Below are 15,932 nucleotides of genomic sequence, written 5' to 3'. Positions count from 1 at the left end.
GGCCTTGAAGGGCGCCCTTTAGCACCAAAACGCCGGTCCGTCACCCCCGCCGCTGTTCGGGGCACTCGGACAAAGGAAAAGGCCGGGAAGCCCGGCCTTTTCGAAACGCCTGAACGCGGTCGCCCGCGTCAGCGATTACTTGCAGCTTTCAATCTTCTGCAGCGCCGCGGAAATACCCGACAGCGAATAGGAATAGCTGGTGCCCGTACCGCGCAGCGAGGTCGCCTTGACGGTCATCGAAGAGCCGGCCTTCATCGCTGCGACGAGCGACGGCTCCTCGGCCGCGTTCTCAAGCCAGGCGGCCTTGTCCTTGACGAACATGACGAAGGTCTTGCTGTCGATGGTGACATTGACCTTGGAATCGGGCTTCAGCGTATATCCCATCATTGCCTGCGGCTCGTAGGCGATGTTCTGGCCGGGACGCTGGGACACAATGAAGAAATTGTCGCCATGATCGACATTGGCCGGCTCCTTCTTGGTCGGAACCGAAAGAACATAGCAGACCGTGCCGTTGCCCGACTTGTAGGAATAGGCGCCCCAGGCCTTGAACTGGTCGATACGGGTCGGCTTCTCAGCCAACGCACCGGTTGCGGTGACGAGAACGATCGAGAGTGCTGCGGAGAGACTTCTTACAAACATGGATTTCCTGCCGGTTGGTATCTTGGTCCCGGGAACGGAGGCCCAGGCAGACAGTTAAGCGGTCTGGTTCATTTTGGATTCATCCTGGTTACCAAACCGTCAACGAGAACGATAAAATCTGATGGCAAGGCCGCGCCCACCGGCCGTTCGGGATGTCTTTGCGATCTGTCCCACTACCATCTGATGCCCAAAGACAGAACAAATCTGGCGAGAGTTTGGCGCATTTCGCCAAACTCTCGCCATCATCGCTACGGCTTCGGAGTTTCATCCGAAAGAGCCCGGTCCGCCGCCTCGTAATGTCCCTCTTTGATATGACCGCTGACCATCGCGATGGCGGCCGTCAGCACCGCCATGTCATCGGAAAAGCCGATGACGGCGAAGAAGTCGGGAATGATGTCGGCGGGCATGACGAAATAGGCAAGGGCGGCCAGCAGGATGCCCTTGACCTTTCGCGGCGTCTTTGGATCGGTCGCGCAATAGAAGGCAGCAACCGCGTCCCGGCCGAACGGAAGGTGGCGAACCGCCTTCTTCATCGTCGGCCAGAACTTGTCGCGCACCCGCTTCTCGCGCCGATCCTGTGTCTTTTCGTCGCCCGGAAGCAGAATTTCGCCATACTTGATGTCGTCCATCGAAATCCCCCTTTCTGAAAGGTTTCGACCTTCAGATGGTGACTTTCGCCCGGTTTCGCCACAGAAATCGGACAGCGACCATCCGAAATCGTCAGTCTCCGGCGGCGGCATCCATTTCGGAAGCGAGCATGAAGTCGAGATCGGTCAATCCCTTTGCCGAATGCGTCGACAGCGTCACGTCCACCTTCGAATAGACATTGAACCATTCCGGATGGTGGTTGAGCTTCTCGGCCTTCAACGCCATCCGCGTCATGAAGGCAAAGGCTTCGGTAAAGTCGGCAAACTTGAAACTCTTAGAAATGGCCGTACCGTCGGCATTGACCTCCCAGCCCGACAGCCCTTCAAGTTTCGATGTGATCATGGCCGGTTCCAGTCTGTCATGTTTCATGGATGTTCTCCCGCTTCTGCCGCAGCCTTCGCAACGATCTAAGGGACCGCCGATCAAATGACTGCCTGCAACGTGCTTTTCGTCTGTCTTGGCAACATATGCCGTTCACCGCTCGCAGAGGGCGTCTTTCTGAAAACCGTCGACGAGGCAGGTTGTTCCGCCCGCTTTGCCGCCGATTCGGCCGGCACCGGCGCCTGGCATCAGGGTGAGCCGCCGGACCGCCGCTCGATCGCGGTCGCCCGCAGACACGGCATCGACATTTCCAATCAGCGAGCCAGACAGGTACTGACCGAGGATTTCGAGGGCTTCGACCTGATCCTGGCCATGGACCGCAGCAATCTGGACAACCTCACGAGAATGGCGCCGGCCATGCCGCCACTCGGCACCCACCTGTTCAACGACTACGCGCTCGGCACGTCATCGGACATTCCCGATCCCTATTATGGCGGCGCCGATGGCTTCGAGACCGTCTACAGCATGCTCTTGAACGGTTGCGCCTCGCTCGTCGAGAAGCTCGGGAACCGGTCGTGAAGCGGGAAGACCTCTTCGGTCAGGTACGGCCCGCCGCCGACGGACTCCTTCGACGACAAAAGCACGAAGCGTGAAACGACGAAGGGCGCGGTGTGAAAATCGCCGCGCCCCGCAAGATAATGTACTACGTCATCGAGCCGCGACGCGCGCAGCCGCGCCAGCGTCACGTGCGGCGAAAACTTTCGCGGATCCGGCGGCAGCCCGATCCGCTGGCAGATGCGCTCGATTTCGGCCTGCAGCTGGAACATTTCCGGCGCCTGCGTCACACCCGCCCAGACCGAATGCGGCTTCTTGGACCCGAAGGACCCGATGCCGTTCAGACTGATTTCGAATTCCGGCCGGTCGATCCGGTCCAGCCGGTCGACGATCTCGTCGGCCGTGCGGCCGTCGACGTCACCGATGAAGCGGAGTGTGATGTGATAGTTCTCGACGTCGATCCATCGAGCTCCAGGCAATCCTCCGCGCAACAATGAAAGGCTCATTGCCGCATGACGCGGAATTTCGAGGGCGGTAAACAGTCTCGGCATGGCGAGCTCCCCGAATCTATGACTGGTATAGACAACCGATCATGCATTCAAATGGTACGCAAGTCCTTAATTTTTATTCACGGAATCGCCTTGATGAATTTTTCGGCAAACGGAAGCGACTTCTCCACCATGATGTCGACGCCCTTTGCGTCGGGGTGCATTCCGTCCGACAATTGCGTGCCTTTCACGGTCACCACGCCATCGAGAAAGAACGGATAGAGCGGCAATCCGTAGGTCTCGGCAAGCTGTGGATAAATCGCATTGAAGCGCTTGGCATAATCGTCCCCCATATTCGGTGGCGCCATCATCCCGACGAGCATGACCGCGATACCGCGCTCCTTGAACCGCTCGATCATGGCGACCAGGTTCTTCTCCGTCTCCTCCGGTGCGATGCCGCGCAGCGCGTCATTGGCGCCGAGCTCGAGGATGACGCCATCCGTCCCGTCCGGCACCGACCAGTCCGCCCGCGCCAGACCGTCACGCGTCGTGTCGCCGGAAACGCCGGCATTACTGATCGAAACGTCGTAGCCCTTGGCTTTCAACGCCGCCTCGAGCTTTGCCGGATAAGCATCACCTGCGGGCAGCTGGTATCCCGCCATCAGGCTGTCTCCGAAGCCGACCAGCTTTATGTCTCTGGCCTCCGCCGGTCCGCCGACGCCCGCAAACAGGGCGGTCATGACAAGGAATTGAACGACGGCGGCTTTAAATGACATAGCGGCTTTCCTAGATTGACTTGATCTCGGGCCCTGGAGCACCGGATTTCCTTGGCAACAATATAGGGCGCCGCGTCGTGAGTGAAACCATCATCGAAATGCGCAAGGCGGATCTGACGCTCGGCAATGGCGCGGTCTCCGTCCATGTGCTGAAGAATGTCGGGCTGCAGATCGCCAAGGGCGAATCCGTCGGCATCGTCGGACCGTCCGGCTCCGGCAAGTCGACGCTGCTGATGGTCATGGCCGGGCTGGAGCGCCTGGACAGCGGCGAAATCCGTGTCGGCGATGCCGCTCTCCAAGCCATGCGCGAGGATGAGCTGGCCGATTACCGCGGCCGCAACATCGGCATCGTGTTCCAGTCCTTCCACCTGATCGCCAACATGACGGCCTTGGAAAACGTCGCCGTCCCGCTGGAACTCGCCCGGGTCAAGGATGCCTTCGACATTGCCCGGCGGGAATTGACCGCCGTCGGCCTTGGCGAACGCATGAACCACTATCCCGGCCAGCTGTCGGGTGGCGAGCAGCAGCGCGTCGCCATCGCCCGGGCGCTGGCACCGTCCCCGGCGGTCCTGATCGCCGACGAACCCACCGGCAACCTCGACACCGAAACCGGACGCCAGATCGCCGATCTCCTGTTTGCCCAGCAGGCAGAGCGTGGCATGACGCTGGTTCTCGTCACCCATGATCCCGCACTTGCCGCCCGCTGCTCGCGCCAGATCCGAATGCGTTCCGGAGAAATCGAACCGGCGGACGCCAAAGCCGGCGCCGGCGCGGAGGCGGCGCTCGCATGAACCAGCTGCAATTCCGTCTCGGTCTCGCATGGCGACTGGCATCGCGGGAACTGCGCGGCGGGCTGAAAGGCTTCTACATCTTCCTCGCCTGCATCGCGCTCGGCACCGCGGCGATTGCCGCCGTCAATTCCATTTCCGGCGCCATTACCGGCTCGATCTCCTCGCAGGGGCGCGAGCTTCTGGGGGCCGATCTTCGCTTCGAACTGAACAACCGGGAAGCCTCGTCTGACGAACTCTCCTATCTGCGGGGTCTTGGTGACGTCGCCATTTCCACCGGCACGCGCTCGATGGCCCGCAAGGCGGACGGCTCCGACCAGTCGCTGGTCGAGGTCAAGGCGGTCGACGACGCCTATCCGCTTTACGGCAAGCTCGAAACCACGCCGGCAGCACCAACCGCGCAACTGCTCGCCGAAGCCGACGGCAGCTATGGTGCCATCGCCGCGCCGATATTGCTCGACCGCCTCGGTCTGAAAGTCGGCGACCCGCTTCTGCTCGGCGACCTGAAACTCGTCATCACGGCGCGCCTCGACAATGAGCCGGACGCCCTCTCCGAAGGCTTTGGCTTCGCGCCGCGCCTGATGGTCAGCCGTCAGGCTCTGACGGTCTCAGGCCTCGTGCAGACGGGAAGCCTCGTCGAAACGGCCTACAAGGTGAAGCTGCCTGCCGGTCACCCGCCGCTTCCCCGCATCATCGACGCCGCCAAGGCGAAGTTTCCGGACGCCGGCTGGTCGATCCGCTCCAGCACCAACGCCACGCCGGCACTCACCAACAACATCGAGCGCTTTACCCAGTTCCTGACGCTCGTCGGCCTCACCGCACTGATCGTCGGCGGCGCCGGCGTCGCCAATGCGGTCCGCGCCTTCCTCGATTCGAAGCGCACCACGATTGCCACCTTCAAGTGTCTCGGCGCGCCCGCATCCGTCGTGGTGATGATCTATCTCATCCAGATCATGATGATCGCCACCGTCGGTGTCCTCATCGGCCTTGTCATCGGCGCGATTGCGCCGTTCATCGCGCTCCAGTTTCTCGCCGGCATCCTGCCGGTCAGCAGTGAGGCAACGCTCTATCCCTCTGCGCTGGCGATTGCCGCCGTCTTCGGCTACCTGACGACGCTCGCCTTCGCCATCCTGCCGCTCGGGCAGACCCGCGAAATCCCGGCCACAGCACTCTTTCGCGAGCAGGGCTTCGAGGACCGCCGCTGGCCGTCATGGCCCTATCTCGCCGTTGCCGCCGTTTCGCTTGTCGCGCTCGCCGGTCTGGCGCTGCTGATTGCCGACGACCGCTTCATCGCCGCCGTCTTCATCATCGCTACCGCCTGCGCCTTCGTCGTCCTACGCGTGGTCGCCGCCGGCATCGCGGCGATCGCCCGTCGTGCACCGATCGTCAGTTCGCCGGCACTGCGCCTCGCGATCGGCAACATTCACCGCCCCGGCGCGCTGACTTCCCCGGTCGTCCTGTCGCTCGGCCTCGGCCTGGCGCTTCTGGTCACGCTCACCATGATCGACGGCAATCTGCGCCGCGAACTGACTGGCAAGATCCCCGATCAGGCGCCGAACTTCTTCTTCGTCGGCATCCAGGGCAGCGAGATCGATGCCTTCCGCACGCTGGTGAAGGAGAAGGCGCCGGAAGGCAAGCTCATGGAAGTGCCGATGCTGCGCGGACGCATCATGGCCTTCAACGGCGAGGATGTCGCCAAGATGAACGTGCCGCCCGGCGGCCGCTGGGTGCTGCGCGGCGATCGCGGCATCACCTATGCGGATGCGCTGCCGGAAAACTCGACCCTGACCGAAGGCAAGTGGTGGGCGCCCGACTACGCAGGCGAACCGCTCGTTTCCTTCTCGGCGGAGGAGGCGCGCGACCTCGGCCTGAAGCTCGGCGACACCGTCACCGTCAATGTGCTCGGCCGCAACATCACCGCCAAGATCGCCAATTTCCGCGATGTCGAATGGCAGTCGCTGTCGATCAACTTCGTCATGGTCTTCTCGCCCAACACCTTCCGCGGCGCGCCGCACGGCTGGATCGCCACGTTGACGGATCCGGGTGCAAGCGGCACCGACGAGGCCTCGATCATGCGGGAGGTGACCAATGCCTTCCCCGCCGTCACCACCGTACGGGTGAAGGATGCGCTGGACCTCGTCAACAAGCTCGCCGGCCAGATTGCCACCGCGATCCGCGCCGCCGCCGCCTTCGCGCTTGTCGCGTCGATCCTGGTGCTCGCCGGCGCGCTGGCAGCCGGCAACCGAGCACGTACGCACGACGCCGTGGTCCTGAAGACGCTCGGCGCGAAACGGACAATGCTGATCCGGGCCTTTACCTACGAGTACATGATCCTTGGGCTCGCCACCGCGATTTTCGCGCTTCTGGCCGGGACCGCCGCCTCCTGGTATGTCGTCGACCGGATCATGCATCTGAACGCCGTCTTCCTGCCGGAAGCCGCGGTCACGACGCTCGTCATCGCGCTCGTCCTGACCATCGGCGTCGGCCTCGCCGGCACCTGGTCGGTGCTCGGAAAGAAGCCTGCCTCGGTCCTGCGGGAACTCTGACGACGGCCGGGCTACGTTAACCAGAGCATTAAATATCGGTAAGGTTCGCCCCACCCCGATAAAATCGGAGTGATCGGGTCTTGTATCGGATGAAATGTCACCTCATATTTCGAGGTGAAATAAAAGTTCCCCGCGCGGGCGCATGCTGACAATGCTTAAGGCGCATATGTCGAAACGCATTGCCGGGCTTCACCAAAGAGAGGAAAACTATGGCAGATCTTCGCAATTTCCAGACCCAAGCCGGCGTACGCGCCGACGCGGCCGTGGATCAGGGCCTGCGCGCCTACATGCTGAAGGTTTACAACCTGATGGCAGGCGGCGTTGCGCTGACCGGTGCCGCAGCTTACGGCCTTTCGGCGTTGGCAACGACGTCTGATCCGTCCCAGGCCGCCGCACAGATGGGCAACATCATGCTGACCAGCCTCGGTGTGGCCATCTACACCTCGCCGCTGCGCTGGGTCATCCTGCTGGCACCGCTGGCTCTGGTGTTCTTCCTGAGCTTCCGCGTCCAGAAGATGAGCGCTTCCGCCGCGCAGACGACCTTCTGGGTCTATGCCGGCCTGATGGGCCTGTCGCTCTCATCCATCTTCCTGGTCTACACCGGCGCATCGCTGACGCAGACCTTCTTCGTGACCGCAGCCTCGTTCGGTGCCCTGTCGCTCTACGGCTACACCACGAAGCGTGACCTCTCCGCCATGGGCTCGTTCCTGGTGATGGGTCTGTTCGGTCTGATCATCGCGTCGCTGGTCAACCTGTTCCTTGCCTCTTCGGCGCTGAACTTCGCGATCTCCGTAATCGGCGTACTGATCTTCGCCGGCCTGACCGCGTGGGACACCCAGAAGATCAAGGAAAACTACTTCGAAGCCGATGGTCACGAAGTGGCCAGCAAGAAGGCGGTCATGGGTGCGCTCACCCTGTACCTCGACTTCATTAACCTCTTCCTGTTCCTGCTTCGCTTCATGGGCGACCGCCGCTAACAGCGAACGGACCAGACGGAATGACGGAGAAGGCGGCCCCACGGGCCGCCTTTTTCTTTTGTGATAGACGACAGTTCGGATCAAGCGTATGTGGCGTGCAATGACAATCGATTCGTACCGGTGATTGCATGACCGAAATGGCAGGCGCGAGCATCTATCAATATGCCATCGTCGCCGCCGTTGCCTTCTTCGCCTCCATCCTCGGCGGCGTTTCCGGTTACGGGACCGGCCTCCTTCTCCCACCCGTTCTGATCCCGATCATTGGCGCTCAGGCCGTCGTGCCGGTCATCGGTCTCGCTTCCATCCTGACCAATCTCGGCCGGCTGACGGCCTACCGTGACAAGATCGAAATGAAGAAGGCCGGGCTGGTGCTTGCTGCTGCCCTGCCGTTTGCGCCGCTTGGAGCCTATGCCTACACTTGGCTGTCGGGCGCCGCCGTCACCATGCTGATTGGCTGCATGATCATCATCCTCGTTCCCGCACGCCGCCTGCTCGCCCGACGCAAGGCCGTTCTGCCGCCGGCAGGGCTTGCCGCAGCAAGCGCCGGCTTCGGATTGATGGTCGGCGGCACGGCCGGCTCCGGCGTCTTCCTCATCTCCATCCTTCTCGCTGCAGGCCTCAGCGGTGCGTCAGTGATCGCCACCGATGCCGGCGTCTCATTCCTGCTCGGCATCGCCAAGACGCTCGTCTTTCAGGCGTCAGGCTTCCTGCCGGCCGCCATGTGGATCATGGCGCTGGTCATCGGCGTCTGCGCGATACCGGGCGCTTTCGTGGCGCGAAGGTTGACCCGGCACATGTCCGACCTCCAGCACATCTACCTTCTTGATGCGGTCGTCGTCTTGGGTGGCGCGCTGATTGTCATCGAAGCCATCCGCTCCGGCCTCTGACATGCAAAAAGGCCGCCCCGAGGGACGGCCTTTCGATCAGATCAGGCTTTCGCCGCTTACTTCCAGTCGCGGATGTCGACGAAGTGGCCGGCGATCGCCGCTGCGGCAGCCATGGCCGGCGAGACGAGATGCGTGCGGCCCTTGAAGCCCTGACGGCCTTCGAAGTTGCGGTTCGAGGTCGAGGCGCAACGCTCGCCCGGCTTCAGCCGGTCGTCGTTCATCGCCAGGCACATGGAGCAGCCCGGCTCGCGCCATTCGAAGCCGGCGGCCTTGAAGATCTTGTCGAGGCCTTCGGCTTCCGCCTGCTCCTTGACGAGACCGGAGCCCGGCACCACCATGGCGTTGACGGTCGAGGCGACCGTCCTGCCTTCGACGACCTTGGCGGCAGCGCGCAGGTCTTCGATGCGGCCGTTCGTGCAGGAGCCGATAAAGACGCGATCGACGGCGATGTCGGTCATCTTGGTTCCGGCCTTCAGGCCCATGTAGTCGAGCGCCCGCTTCTTGGAAGCGCGCTTGTTCTCATCGGCGATATCGTCCGGGTTCGGAACGACGCCCTGGATCGAGACGACGTCTTCCGGCGACGAGCCCCAGGAAACGATCGGCGGCAGGTTGGCGGCATCGAGAACGACGACGCGGTCGAAATGCGCACCTTCGTCGGAATGCAGCGTCTTCCAGTAGGAGATCGCCTGCTCCAGCGCTTCGCCCTTCGGCGCGCGCGGCTTGCTGGCGATATACTCGAAGGTCTTTTCGTCCGGCGCGATCAGGCCGGCGCGGGCGCCGCCTTCGATCGTCATGTTGCAGACGGTCATGCGGCCTTCCATCGACAGCGAACGGATCGCTTCGCCGGCAAACTCGATCACGTGGCCCGTGCCGCCGGCCGTGCCGATCTCGCCGATGATCGCGAGAATGATGTCCTTGGCGGTCACGCCTTCCGGAAGCTGACCGTCGACACGCACCAGCATGTTCTTGGCCTTCTTCTGGATGAGCGTCTGGGTGGCGAGTACGTGCTCGACTTCCGACGTGCCGATGCCGTGCGCGAGAGCGCCGAAGGCACCATGCGTCGAGGTGTGGCTGTCGCCGCAGACGATCGTCATGCCGGGCAGGGTGAAGCCCTGTTCCGGACCGACGATGTGGACGATGCCCTGACGCTTGTCCTTCTCGGAATAGTATTCGACGCCGAAATCGGCGGCATTCTTGGCAAGCGCCTCCACCTGGATGCGGCTTTCCTCGTTCTTGATGCCTTCCACACGATCCGGGGTCGTCGGGACGTTGTGGTCGACGACGGCGAGCGTCTTCTGCGGAGCGCGGACCGGCCGCTTGGCCATGCGCAGACCTTCGAAAGCCTGCGGCGACGTCACTTCGTGCACGAGGTGACGGTCGATGTAGAGAAGACAGGTTCCGTCGGGCTGTTGATCAACCAGATGGTCGTCCCAGATCTTGTCGTAGAGGGTGCGGGGTGCGCTCATGGCTTCATATCCGTCTTGTTTTTTAAGAATGGGAAGTGCAGTCGACCGCAGGGGTTGCGGCAGTCATTGCGTCAGGATAGGCGGCTGGTGAGCGCCCCGGAGACGCGCGCGAAGAACCGTGCCGGCAGACGCTTGTGGTCCTGCAGCACGTAGATATGAGGCGCGAGACATCCGAATTTAGATCCCATGGGCCGGGCTCATACCAATTTTTCGCCGGAGTGGCAATTCTTATCGTCAGCTAGGGCGGGCCGTCTTGTCGCGCCCGCCCTCGCTACGCGACGGCATCGCGCTCATCTTGCGCTCCAGCCTGCGCAGGAGAAGCGACAGCCCGATCGTCAGGATGAGGTAAATGTAGGTGACGATCGAATAGGTCTCGAAGAAGCGAAACGATCCGGACGCGTAGACCTTGCCCATCTGCGTGATGTCGGCCACCCCGAGCACGGAGACCAGTGACGAGTCCTTGACCATCGAAACGAAGTCGTTCGAGAGCGGCGGCAGGATGATGCGGACCGCCTGCGGCAGCACAACGAGCCGGAAACGCTGGAAGCGAGAGAGCCCAAGCGCCTCGGCCGCCTCGATCTGCCCCTTGTCGACGGACTGGATGCCGGCGCGGAAGATCTCGGCGATGAAGGAGGCGTAACCGAGCGTCAGCGCGATGATCGCCCGCCACATCAGCGAGACATCGCGCACCAGGAGCGGCTCCATCACCCCGCGGTCGATCAAAGGCGCCATGACGAAGTTGAAGGCCGCAACGATGCCCGGCGCGCCGACGAAGGCGACATAGAAAAGCAGCACCAGCATGGGAATGCCGCGCACCACCTCGACATAGAAGCGGGCAATCTGCCTAAGCGCCACATGGCCGGACATGCCGAGAAGCGCGATGCAAAGGCCGAAGACGGTGGCGAGGCTGAATGCGACGATCGTCACGAACACTGTCGTCCAGGCACCCTTGAGGACCACCTGGAACACCTGCGCATAGATGTCGTTGACCGCAATGACCGCGGCCAGCGCAAGTCCGTTCAGGACAAGCGTATAGAGCCACCAGGGACGATCGCCCTTGTCCTCTTTGCCTGACGATGTCTGCGAAATCATGGACGAACTTTCGAAATGGGCGGGATCACTCGCCCATCTTGTAGTCGAGGAACCACTTCTTGTTCAGCGCGTCCATCGTGCCGTCAGCCTTCATCGCGGCAATCGCAGCGTTGACGGGTGCGACAAGATCCGAACCCTTCTTGAAGATGAAGCCGAAATCCTCGGAACCGAGCGGACCACCGACGATCTTCAGCCCGCCATTCGACTGGTTGACATAGCCCTGGCCGGCGGTGTTGTCGGTCAGCACCATGTCGACGTCGCCCGTCTTCAGGGCCTGGACGGTGGCACCGAACGTTTCGAAGAGCTTGATGCGGGGGTTCTGCTCGTTGCCGTCCAGCACCTCGTAGACGGCCGTGTAGAACTGCGTCGTGCCCGGCTGCGAGCCGATCAGCAGCTTGTCATTGGCGCCGAACGACTTCGCATCCGTAAAGCGGTCCTCGTCGCCGCGCACCAGCATGAACTGCTCGGAGCGCATGTAGGGATCGGAGAAGTCGACCTTTTCCTTGCGGTCGTCCTTGATGGTGATGCCATCCATGCCGATGTCGAACTGGCCGTCGGAGACGGCCTGGATCATCGCGTCCCAGCTGGTGTTCTGGTAGGAGACCTTGGCGTTCAGCCGCTTGGCGATCTCGTTCATCGCATCATATTCCCAGCCGATCTGCTCGCCGGTCTTCGGATCGACGAACTGCAGCGGCGGATAGGCATTTTCCGTGACCACCACGATCTCCTTGCCGCCGAGGTCCGGCAGGTCGTCGGCATGGGCGGCGAGCGGAAGAAGGGAAAGGGCGGCAAGCCCGGCAAGAAATGCGCGTCTGAGCGGCATGGAAATCTCCTGAATGGTAGCGGCGAAACACTGTCACAACAGAACGGTCGATTGCAAGGCGAACCGGTATGCGCGCCTGCCATAGTACCTGTGGCCAAAGAAAAAGCCCGGGGGCGCTGTGCCACCGGGCTTTCGATACGGGATAGGAATGCAGAAATTATTCTGCAGCGCCGTCCTTGGCTGCTTCAGCTTCTGCTGCAGCCGCTGCTTCGGCGGCTTCAGCTGCTGCCTTTTCGGCGGCCAGAGCCTCTGCTGCTGCGATCTTTTCAGCTTCCAGACGTGCCTTCTCATCGAGAACGGCCTGGCGCTCGGCTTCGTTGAGCTTGCGGGCGCGGACGTTGGTGTTTTCGGAGATACGGGCAGACTTGCCGCGACGGTCGCGCAGGTAGTAGAGCTTGGCGCGACGGACCTTACCGCGGCGGACGACTTCTACGCTCTCGACGAGCGGGGAGTAGACCGGGAATACGCGCTCGACGCCTTCGCCGTAGGAGATCTTGCGGACCGTGAAGCTTTCGTTGATGCCGCCGCCGGAGCGGGCAATGCAAACGCCTTCATAGGCCTGTACGCGGGTACGGTTGCCTTCCGTAACGCGAACGTTGACGCGAACGGTGTCACCCGGGGAGAATTCCGGAAGCTTGCGCTTGGCTTCAATCTTGGCGGCCTGTTCGGCTTCCAACTGCTCGATGATGTTCATCGCTTAAACCTCTGATTTCTTCTAAAACAGCCAGAGCGCTCGACACTGTGTCCCTTGGCGTTTTGCCTCCGGACATGCCCTTGCGGGCGGGAGCGGGTTCGCGGTTCTTTGTTGCTGGTTTACGGGGTTTTCCCCATGTCCGCGTGGGCCTCTACACGAGAAAAGGTCCTTTGTCATCCCCCTGTCACCATTTTTGCCGTGAACCGCCTGGAATTGAGCGGTTGCGGCGATCCGAGCGCCGGTCTATTCATCCATGGTCGCATGAGGGGGGATCATGACGCTCATTTCCATTTGCCTGCTGTTTCTCGCCGGCCTGCTGTCGGGCATGGTCAATGCCATTGCCGGCGGAGGCACGTTCCTGACCTTCGGCGCCATGACGCTTGCCGGCCTGCCGCCGATCACGGCGAACGCCACCTCCTCGATCGTCCAGTTTCCGGGCTACATCACCTCGGCGCTCGCCTATGGCCACGAAATCCGCAGCATGTGGAAGGCAGCCGTCATCCTTGGCATCGTCTCGGCCATCGGTGCGCTTGGCGGCTCGCTCATTCTCCTGTCGCTGTCGAACCCGTCCTTCCGCAACCTCGTGCCCTGGCTGCTGCTTGCCGCAACGGCGCTCTTCGCCGCGGGACCGAAACTGAAGCCGAAGACGGAGAAGGAACATCCGCCGCACAATGCCAAGGGCATCGTCAGCCAGTTTTTAACCTCCATCTATGGCGGCTTCTTCGGTGCCGGCATGGGCATCATGATGCTGGCATCGCTGAGCATCGCCACGGGCGGCGACTATCATCGGCTGAACGCGCTGAAGAACTTCCTGTCGATCGTGATCGCAGCCATCGCCATCATCGTCTTCACCGCCGGCGGAGCGATCAACTGGCTGTATGCGATTGTCATGCTGCCCGGAGCGGCGCTTGGCGGCTATTCCGGCGTCTGGGCGGCAAAACGCGTGCCGCAGCACATCCTGCGCTGGCTGGTTGTCGCCGTCGGCCTGTTCCTGGCGGTCTATTACTTCCTGAAGTAACCGGCCCGCATGCCTATTTGAGAAGGTCCGGACGCCGCTCTTGCGTCAGCTTGCGGGCTTCCGCCTCGCGCCATTCGGCGATCTTCTTGTGATTGCCGGACGTCAGCACGTCAGGAATTTCCCGGCCTTCGAAGACCTGCGGACGCGTATAGTGCGGATGCTCCAGCATGCCGCCCTCAAAGCTTTCATGCGTGCCGGATTCGTCATTGCCCATGACGCCCGGCAGAATGCGCACGACCGCATCGAGCAGCGTCAACGCCGCCGGCTCGCCGCCCGACAATATATAGTCGCCTATGGAAACCTCTTCGAGCCCTCGCGCGTCGATCACGCGCTGGTCGACGCCCTCGAAACGGCCGCAGACGATCACCACGCCTTCGCCTCCCGCCAATTCCCGCACGCGGGCCTGGGTCAGCGGCTTGCCGCGCGGGCTCATCAACAGGCGCGGCCTCGCATCATCCGCGATCGAATCGATCGCGGTCGCGAGCACGTCAGCCCTCAGCACCATGCCCGCGCCGCCGCCGGCAGGCGTATCGTCGACGCTGCGGTGCTTGTCGGTGGCGAAATCACGTATCTGCACCGCCTCCATCGACCACTGGCCGCGCTCCATCGCCTTGCCGGCGAGCGAGATGCCCAGATGGCCCGGAAACATCTCCGGATAGAGCGTCAGAACGGTGGCCTTGAACGTCATTCGTCGTCCCTTGAGGGGCGGCGCTTGCGGCTGCCGGGACCGTCAGTGTCCGTATCCACCAGACCGGCGGCGATCGGGTCGATCAGCAGCTTGCCGTCCTCGAGATCGATCTCGAGAACCGCGGCTTCCGAAAACGGAATGAGGACGGGCCGCTTGCCCGGACCCTTGACCTCCAGCAGGTCGCCGGCACCGAAATCGAAGACCGCGCTGACGGTGCCGTAGGAGGTCCCGGCGTCGTCCATGACCTCGAGTCCCTCGAGATCCGCATAGTAGAACTCGTCGTCGTCCAATTCCTCGTCCGGCAGGTTTTCCCGCTCGATATAGAGTTCCAACCCGTTCAGCGCCTCGGCGGCATTGCGGTCGTTGATGCCGCGGAACCGCACGATCGCGACATTCTTCGCCGACCGGATCTCCAGCACCTCGAACACGCGGCCGTCCTCGGCATGCAGATTACCGTAATCGCCGAGCGCCAGCGGATCGTTGGTGTAGGATTTCACACGCACTTCGCCGCGGATGCCCTGGGCACCGCCGATCGTCGCCATCAGAACCGGATTTGTCAGCTTCGCCATGAAGCCCCCTTCATTCTTCAATTTCGCCTCTCTTAATCCGAGCGCGCCCCGCTTCACAAGGAAAACCGTATCGGCGCGGGAGAGTTGCACAGGCGGCCTGCCGGCCTTATGCCGGAAGACATGCTCGTTCTCGAAAACATCATCGCCGATCGCGGCTCGAAATATGCCGTCTCCGGCGGCCCGTGCAAATCGGCGGATGAGGCCAAGGCCTTCATCGCCGAACTGAAGCGCAGCAAGAAGTTCGCCAAGGCGACCCACAACACCTGGGCGCTGGTCTGTGGCGACGGCGCGATCAAGTCAGACGACGGCGAAAGCGGCGCCGGCATGATCATCCTGCAGATGCTGCAGCACGAAAACCTCACCGACCACATCGTCGTGGTCACCCGCTGGTATGGCGGCAAGCATCTGGGTGGCGACCGGTTCCGGCACGTGCAGTCTGCCGTGCGCACCTATCTGGCGGAACTTGGCGCAAGCCCGCAAAGATAAAGGCTCCCCCGCACATGGCGGAGGAGCCTGCATTCGGATGATCCGAAAGCGCGAATGGCTTACTCGGCAGCAGCGTCCGCAGCAGCGGCAGCGGCTTCAGCAGCCTTCATTTCCTTTTCCTTCTGGCGCTCGACAGCCTTCTTGCCCGGCTTTGCCTTTTCCGGGTTGTTGCGGGCGTCGCGCTTTGCGAGACCGGCTTCGTCGAGGAAGCGCAGAACGCGGTCGGTCGGCTGTGCGCCCTGCTCGATCCAGTGCTTGACGCGCTCGCCGTCGAGGCTGATGCGCTCGGCATTATCCTTGGCCAGCATCGGGTTCCAGTGGCCGATCTTTTCGATGAAGCGACCGTCGCGGGGCGAACGGGCGTCAGCGACGACAACGTGGTAATACGGGCGCTTCTTGGAGCCACCGCGGGCGAGACGAATTTTCAGTGCCATTTCATTTCTCCTTCAAGGCATGTCTGACCGCTTCGTT

At 62.3% G+C, this 15,932-nt stretch carries 19 protein-coding genes; 7 read left to right on the top strand and 12 right to left on the bottom strand.

Annotation, left to right across the window (positions count from 1 at the left end):
- Positions 1-135: 135 nt before the first annotated feature.
- The 3 genes from NN662_RS01265 to NN662_RS01255 form a co-directional block, all read right to left on the bottom strand.
- Positions 136-639 (bottom strand): DUF1176 domain-containing protein, encoded by a 504-nt coding sequence (locus NN662_RS01265; RefSeq protein ID WP_261928504.1) that lies wholly within the window; start codon positions 637-639, stop codon positions 136-138.
- Between the two features lie 248 nt (positions 640-887).
- Positions 888-1,268 (bottom strand): YkvA family protein, encoded by a 381-nt coding sequence (locus tag NN662_RS01260; RefSeq protein WP_261928503.1) that lies wholly within the window; start codon positions 1,266-1,268, stop codon positions 888-890.
- A gap of 91 nt (positions 1,269-1,359) precedes the next feature.
- The gene (locus NN662_RS01255; protein ID WP_261928502.1) at positions 1,360-1,656 is read right to left on the bottom strand and encodes a 4a-hydroxytetrahydrobiopterin dehydratase; all 297 of its coding nucleotides are present in this window, start codon (positions 1,654-1,656) and stop codon (positions 1,360-1,362) included.
- A gap of 57 nt (positions 1,657-1,713) precedes the next feature.
- Between NN662_RS01255 and NN662_RS01250 the strand changes: the two genes are divergently transcribed.
- Positions 1,714-2,187 carry a low molecular weight protein-tyrosine-phosphatase gene (locus NN662_RS01250; RefSeq protein ID WP_261928501.1) on the top strand — a complete coding sequence of 158 codons (474 nt, stop codon included), beginning with the start codon at positions 1,714-1,716 and terminating at the stop codon, positions 2,185-2,187.
- Here NN662_RS01250 and thpR read toward each other — a convergent pair.
- Together thpR and NN662_RS01240 are read right to left on the bottom strand one after the other, a co-directional pair.
- Complete coding sequence (gene thpR, locus NN662_RS01245; RefSeq protein WP_261928500.1) at positions 2,127-2,714, bottom strand: RNA 2',3'-cyclic phosphodiesterase; 588 nt, start codon at positions 2,712-2,714, stop codon at positions 2,127-2,129. The two genes, NN662_RS01250 and thpR, sit on opposite strands and share 61 nt — an antisense overlap.
- Positions 2,715-2,791: 77 nt before the next feature.
- Positions 2,792-3,427: an arylesterase gene (locus NN662_RS01240; protein ID WP_261928499.1), complete on the bottom strand. Its 636-nt coding sequence runs from the start codon at positions 3,425-3,427 to the stop codon at positions 2,792-2,794.
- A 77-nt stretch (positions 3,428-3,504) separates the two neighbouring features.
- On the opposite strand from NN662_RS01240, the gene NN662_RS01235 reads away from it, so the two are divergent.
- From NN662_RS01235 to NN662_RS01220, 4 genes are all read left to right on the top strand, one after another.
- Positions 3,505-4,218, top strand: a complete 714-nt coding sequence (locus NN662_RS01235; RefSeq protein WP_261928498.1) for an ABC transporter ATP-binding protein — start codon at positions 3,505-3,507, stop codon at positions 4,216-4,218.
- A complete protein-coding gene (locus tag NN662_RS01230; RefSeq protein WP_261928497.1) occupies positions 4,215-6,761 on the top strand; it encodes an ABC transporter permease in 2,547 nt (848 codons plus the stop codon). The genes NN662_RS01235 and NN662_RS01230 overlap by 4 nt, the downstream gene beginning before the upstream one ends.
- Positions 6,762-6,970: 209 nt before the next feature.
- Positions 6,971-7,738, top strand: a complete 768-nt coding sequence (locus NN662_RS01225) for a Bax inhibitor-1/YccA family protein (protein ID WP_261928496.1) — start codon at positions 6,971-6,973, stop codon at positions 7,736-7,738.
- A 128-nt stretch (positions 7,739-7,866) separates the two neighbouring features.
- Positions 7,867-8,625 (top strand): sulfite exporter TauE/SafE family protein, encoded by a 759-nt coding sequence (locus NN662_RS01220; RefSeq protein ID WP_261928495.1) that lies wholly within the window; start codon positions 7,867-7,869, stop codon positions 8,623-8,625.
- Positions 8,626-8,681: 56 nt separating this feature from the next.
- Here the strand turns inward: NN662_RS01220 and leuC are convergent, their stop codons facing one another.
- From leuC to rplS, 4 genes are all read right to left on the bottom strand, one after another.
- Positions 8,682-10,091 (bottom strand): 3-isopropylmalate dehydratase large subunit, encoded by a 1,410-nt coding sequence (gene leuC, locus NN662_RS01215; RefSeq protein WP_261928494.1) that lies wholly within the window; start codon positions 10,089-10,091, stop codon positions 8,682-8,684.
- 234 nt (positions 10,092-10,325) lie between these two features.
- Positions 10,326-11,183, bottom strand: coding sequence for an amino acid ABC transporter permease (locus NN662_RS01210; protein WP_261928493.1), 858 nt, complete (start codon positions 11,181-11,183; stop codon positions 10,326-10,328).
- 25 nt (positions 11,184-11,208) lie between these two features.
- Entirely contained in the window at positions 11,209-12,006 is a 798-nt protein-coding gene (locus NN662_RS01205) for a transporter substrate-binding domain-containing protein (protein WP_261928492.1), read from the bottom strand.
- A gap of 157 nt (positions 12,007-12,163) precedes the next feature.
- Entirely contained in the window at positions 12,164-12,700 is a 537-nt protein-coding gene (gene rplS, locus NN662_RS01200; RefSeq protein ID WP_261928491.1) for a 50S ribosomal protein L19, read from the bottom strand.
- A 274-nt stretch (positions 12,701-12,974) separates the two neighbouring features.
- On the opposite strand from rplS, the gene NN662_RS01195 reads away from it, so the two are divergent.
- Positions 12,975-13,718: a sulfite exporter TauE/SafE family protein gene (locus NN662_RS01195; protein ID WP_261928490.1), complete on the top strand. Its 744-nt coding sequence runs from the start codon at positions 12,975-12,977 to the stop codon at positions 13,716-13,718.
- A gap of 13 nt (positions 13,719-13,731) precedes the next feature.
- On the opposite strand, the gene trmD is transcribed toward NN662_RS01195, so the two are convergent.
- Both trmD and rimM read right to left on the bottom strand, forming a co-directional pair.
- A complete protein-coding gene (gene trmD, locus NN662_RS01190) occupies positions 13,732-14,406 on the bottom strand; it encodes a tRNA (guanosine(37)-N1)-methyltransferase TrmD (protein WP_261928489.1) in 675 nt (224 codons plus the stop codon).
- A complete protein-coding gene (gene rimM / locus NN662_RS01185; protein WP_261928488.1) occupies positions 14,403-14,975 on the bottom strand; it encodes a ribosome maturation factor RimM in 573 nt (190 codons plus the stop codon). The genes trmD and rimM overlap by 4 nt, the downstream gene beginning before the upstream one ends.
- A gap of 120 nt (positions 14,976-15,095) precedes the next feature.
- Between rimM and NN662_RS01180 the strand changes: the two genes are divergently transcribed.
- Positions 15,096-15,461 carry a YigZ family protein gene (locus NN662_RS01180; protein ID WP_261928487.1) on the top strand — a complete coding sequence of 122 codons (366 nt, stop codon included), beginning with the start codon at positions 15,096-15,098 and terminating at the stop codon, positions 15,459-15,461.
- 59 nt (positions 15,462-15,520) lie between these two features.
- Here NN662_RS01180 and rpsP read toward each other — a convergent pair whose 3' ends face one another.
- Complete coding sequence (gene rpsP / locus NN662_RS01175; RefSeq protein WP_261928486.1) at positions 15,521-15,895, bottom strand: 30S ribosomal protein S16; 375 nt, start codon at positions 15,893-15,895, stop codon at positions 15,521-15,523.
- Positions 15,896-15,932 lie beyond the last annotated feature (37 nt).

It is taken from the genome of Rhizobium sp. NRK18 (assembly GCF_024385575.1).
Lineage (GTDB): Bacteria > Pseudomonadota > Alphaproteobacteria > Rhizobiales > Rhizobiaceae > JANFMV01.
Note: the sequence above shows the minus strand (reverse complement) of the source record. Positions and strands in the feature narration are given on the sequence as shown.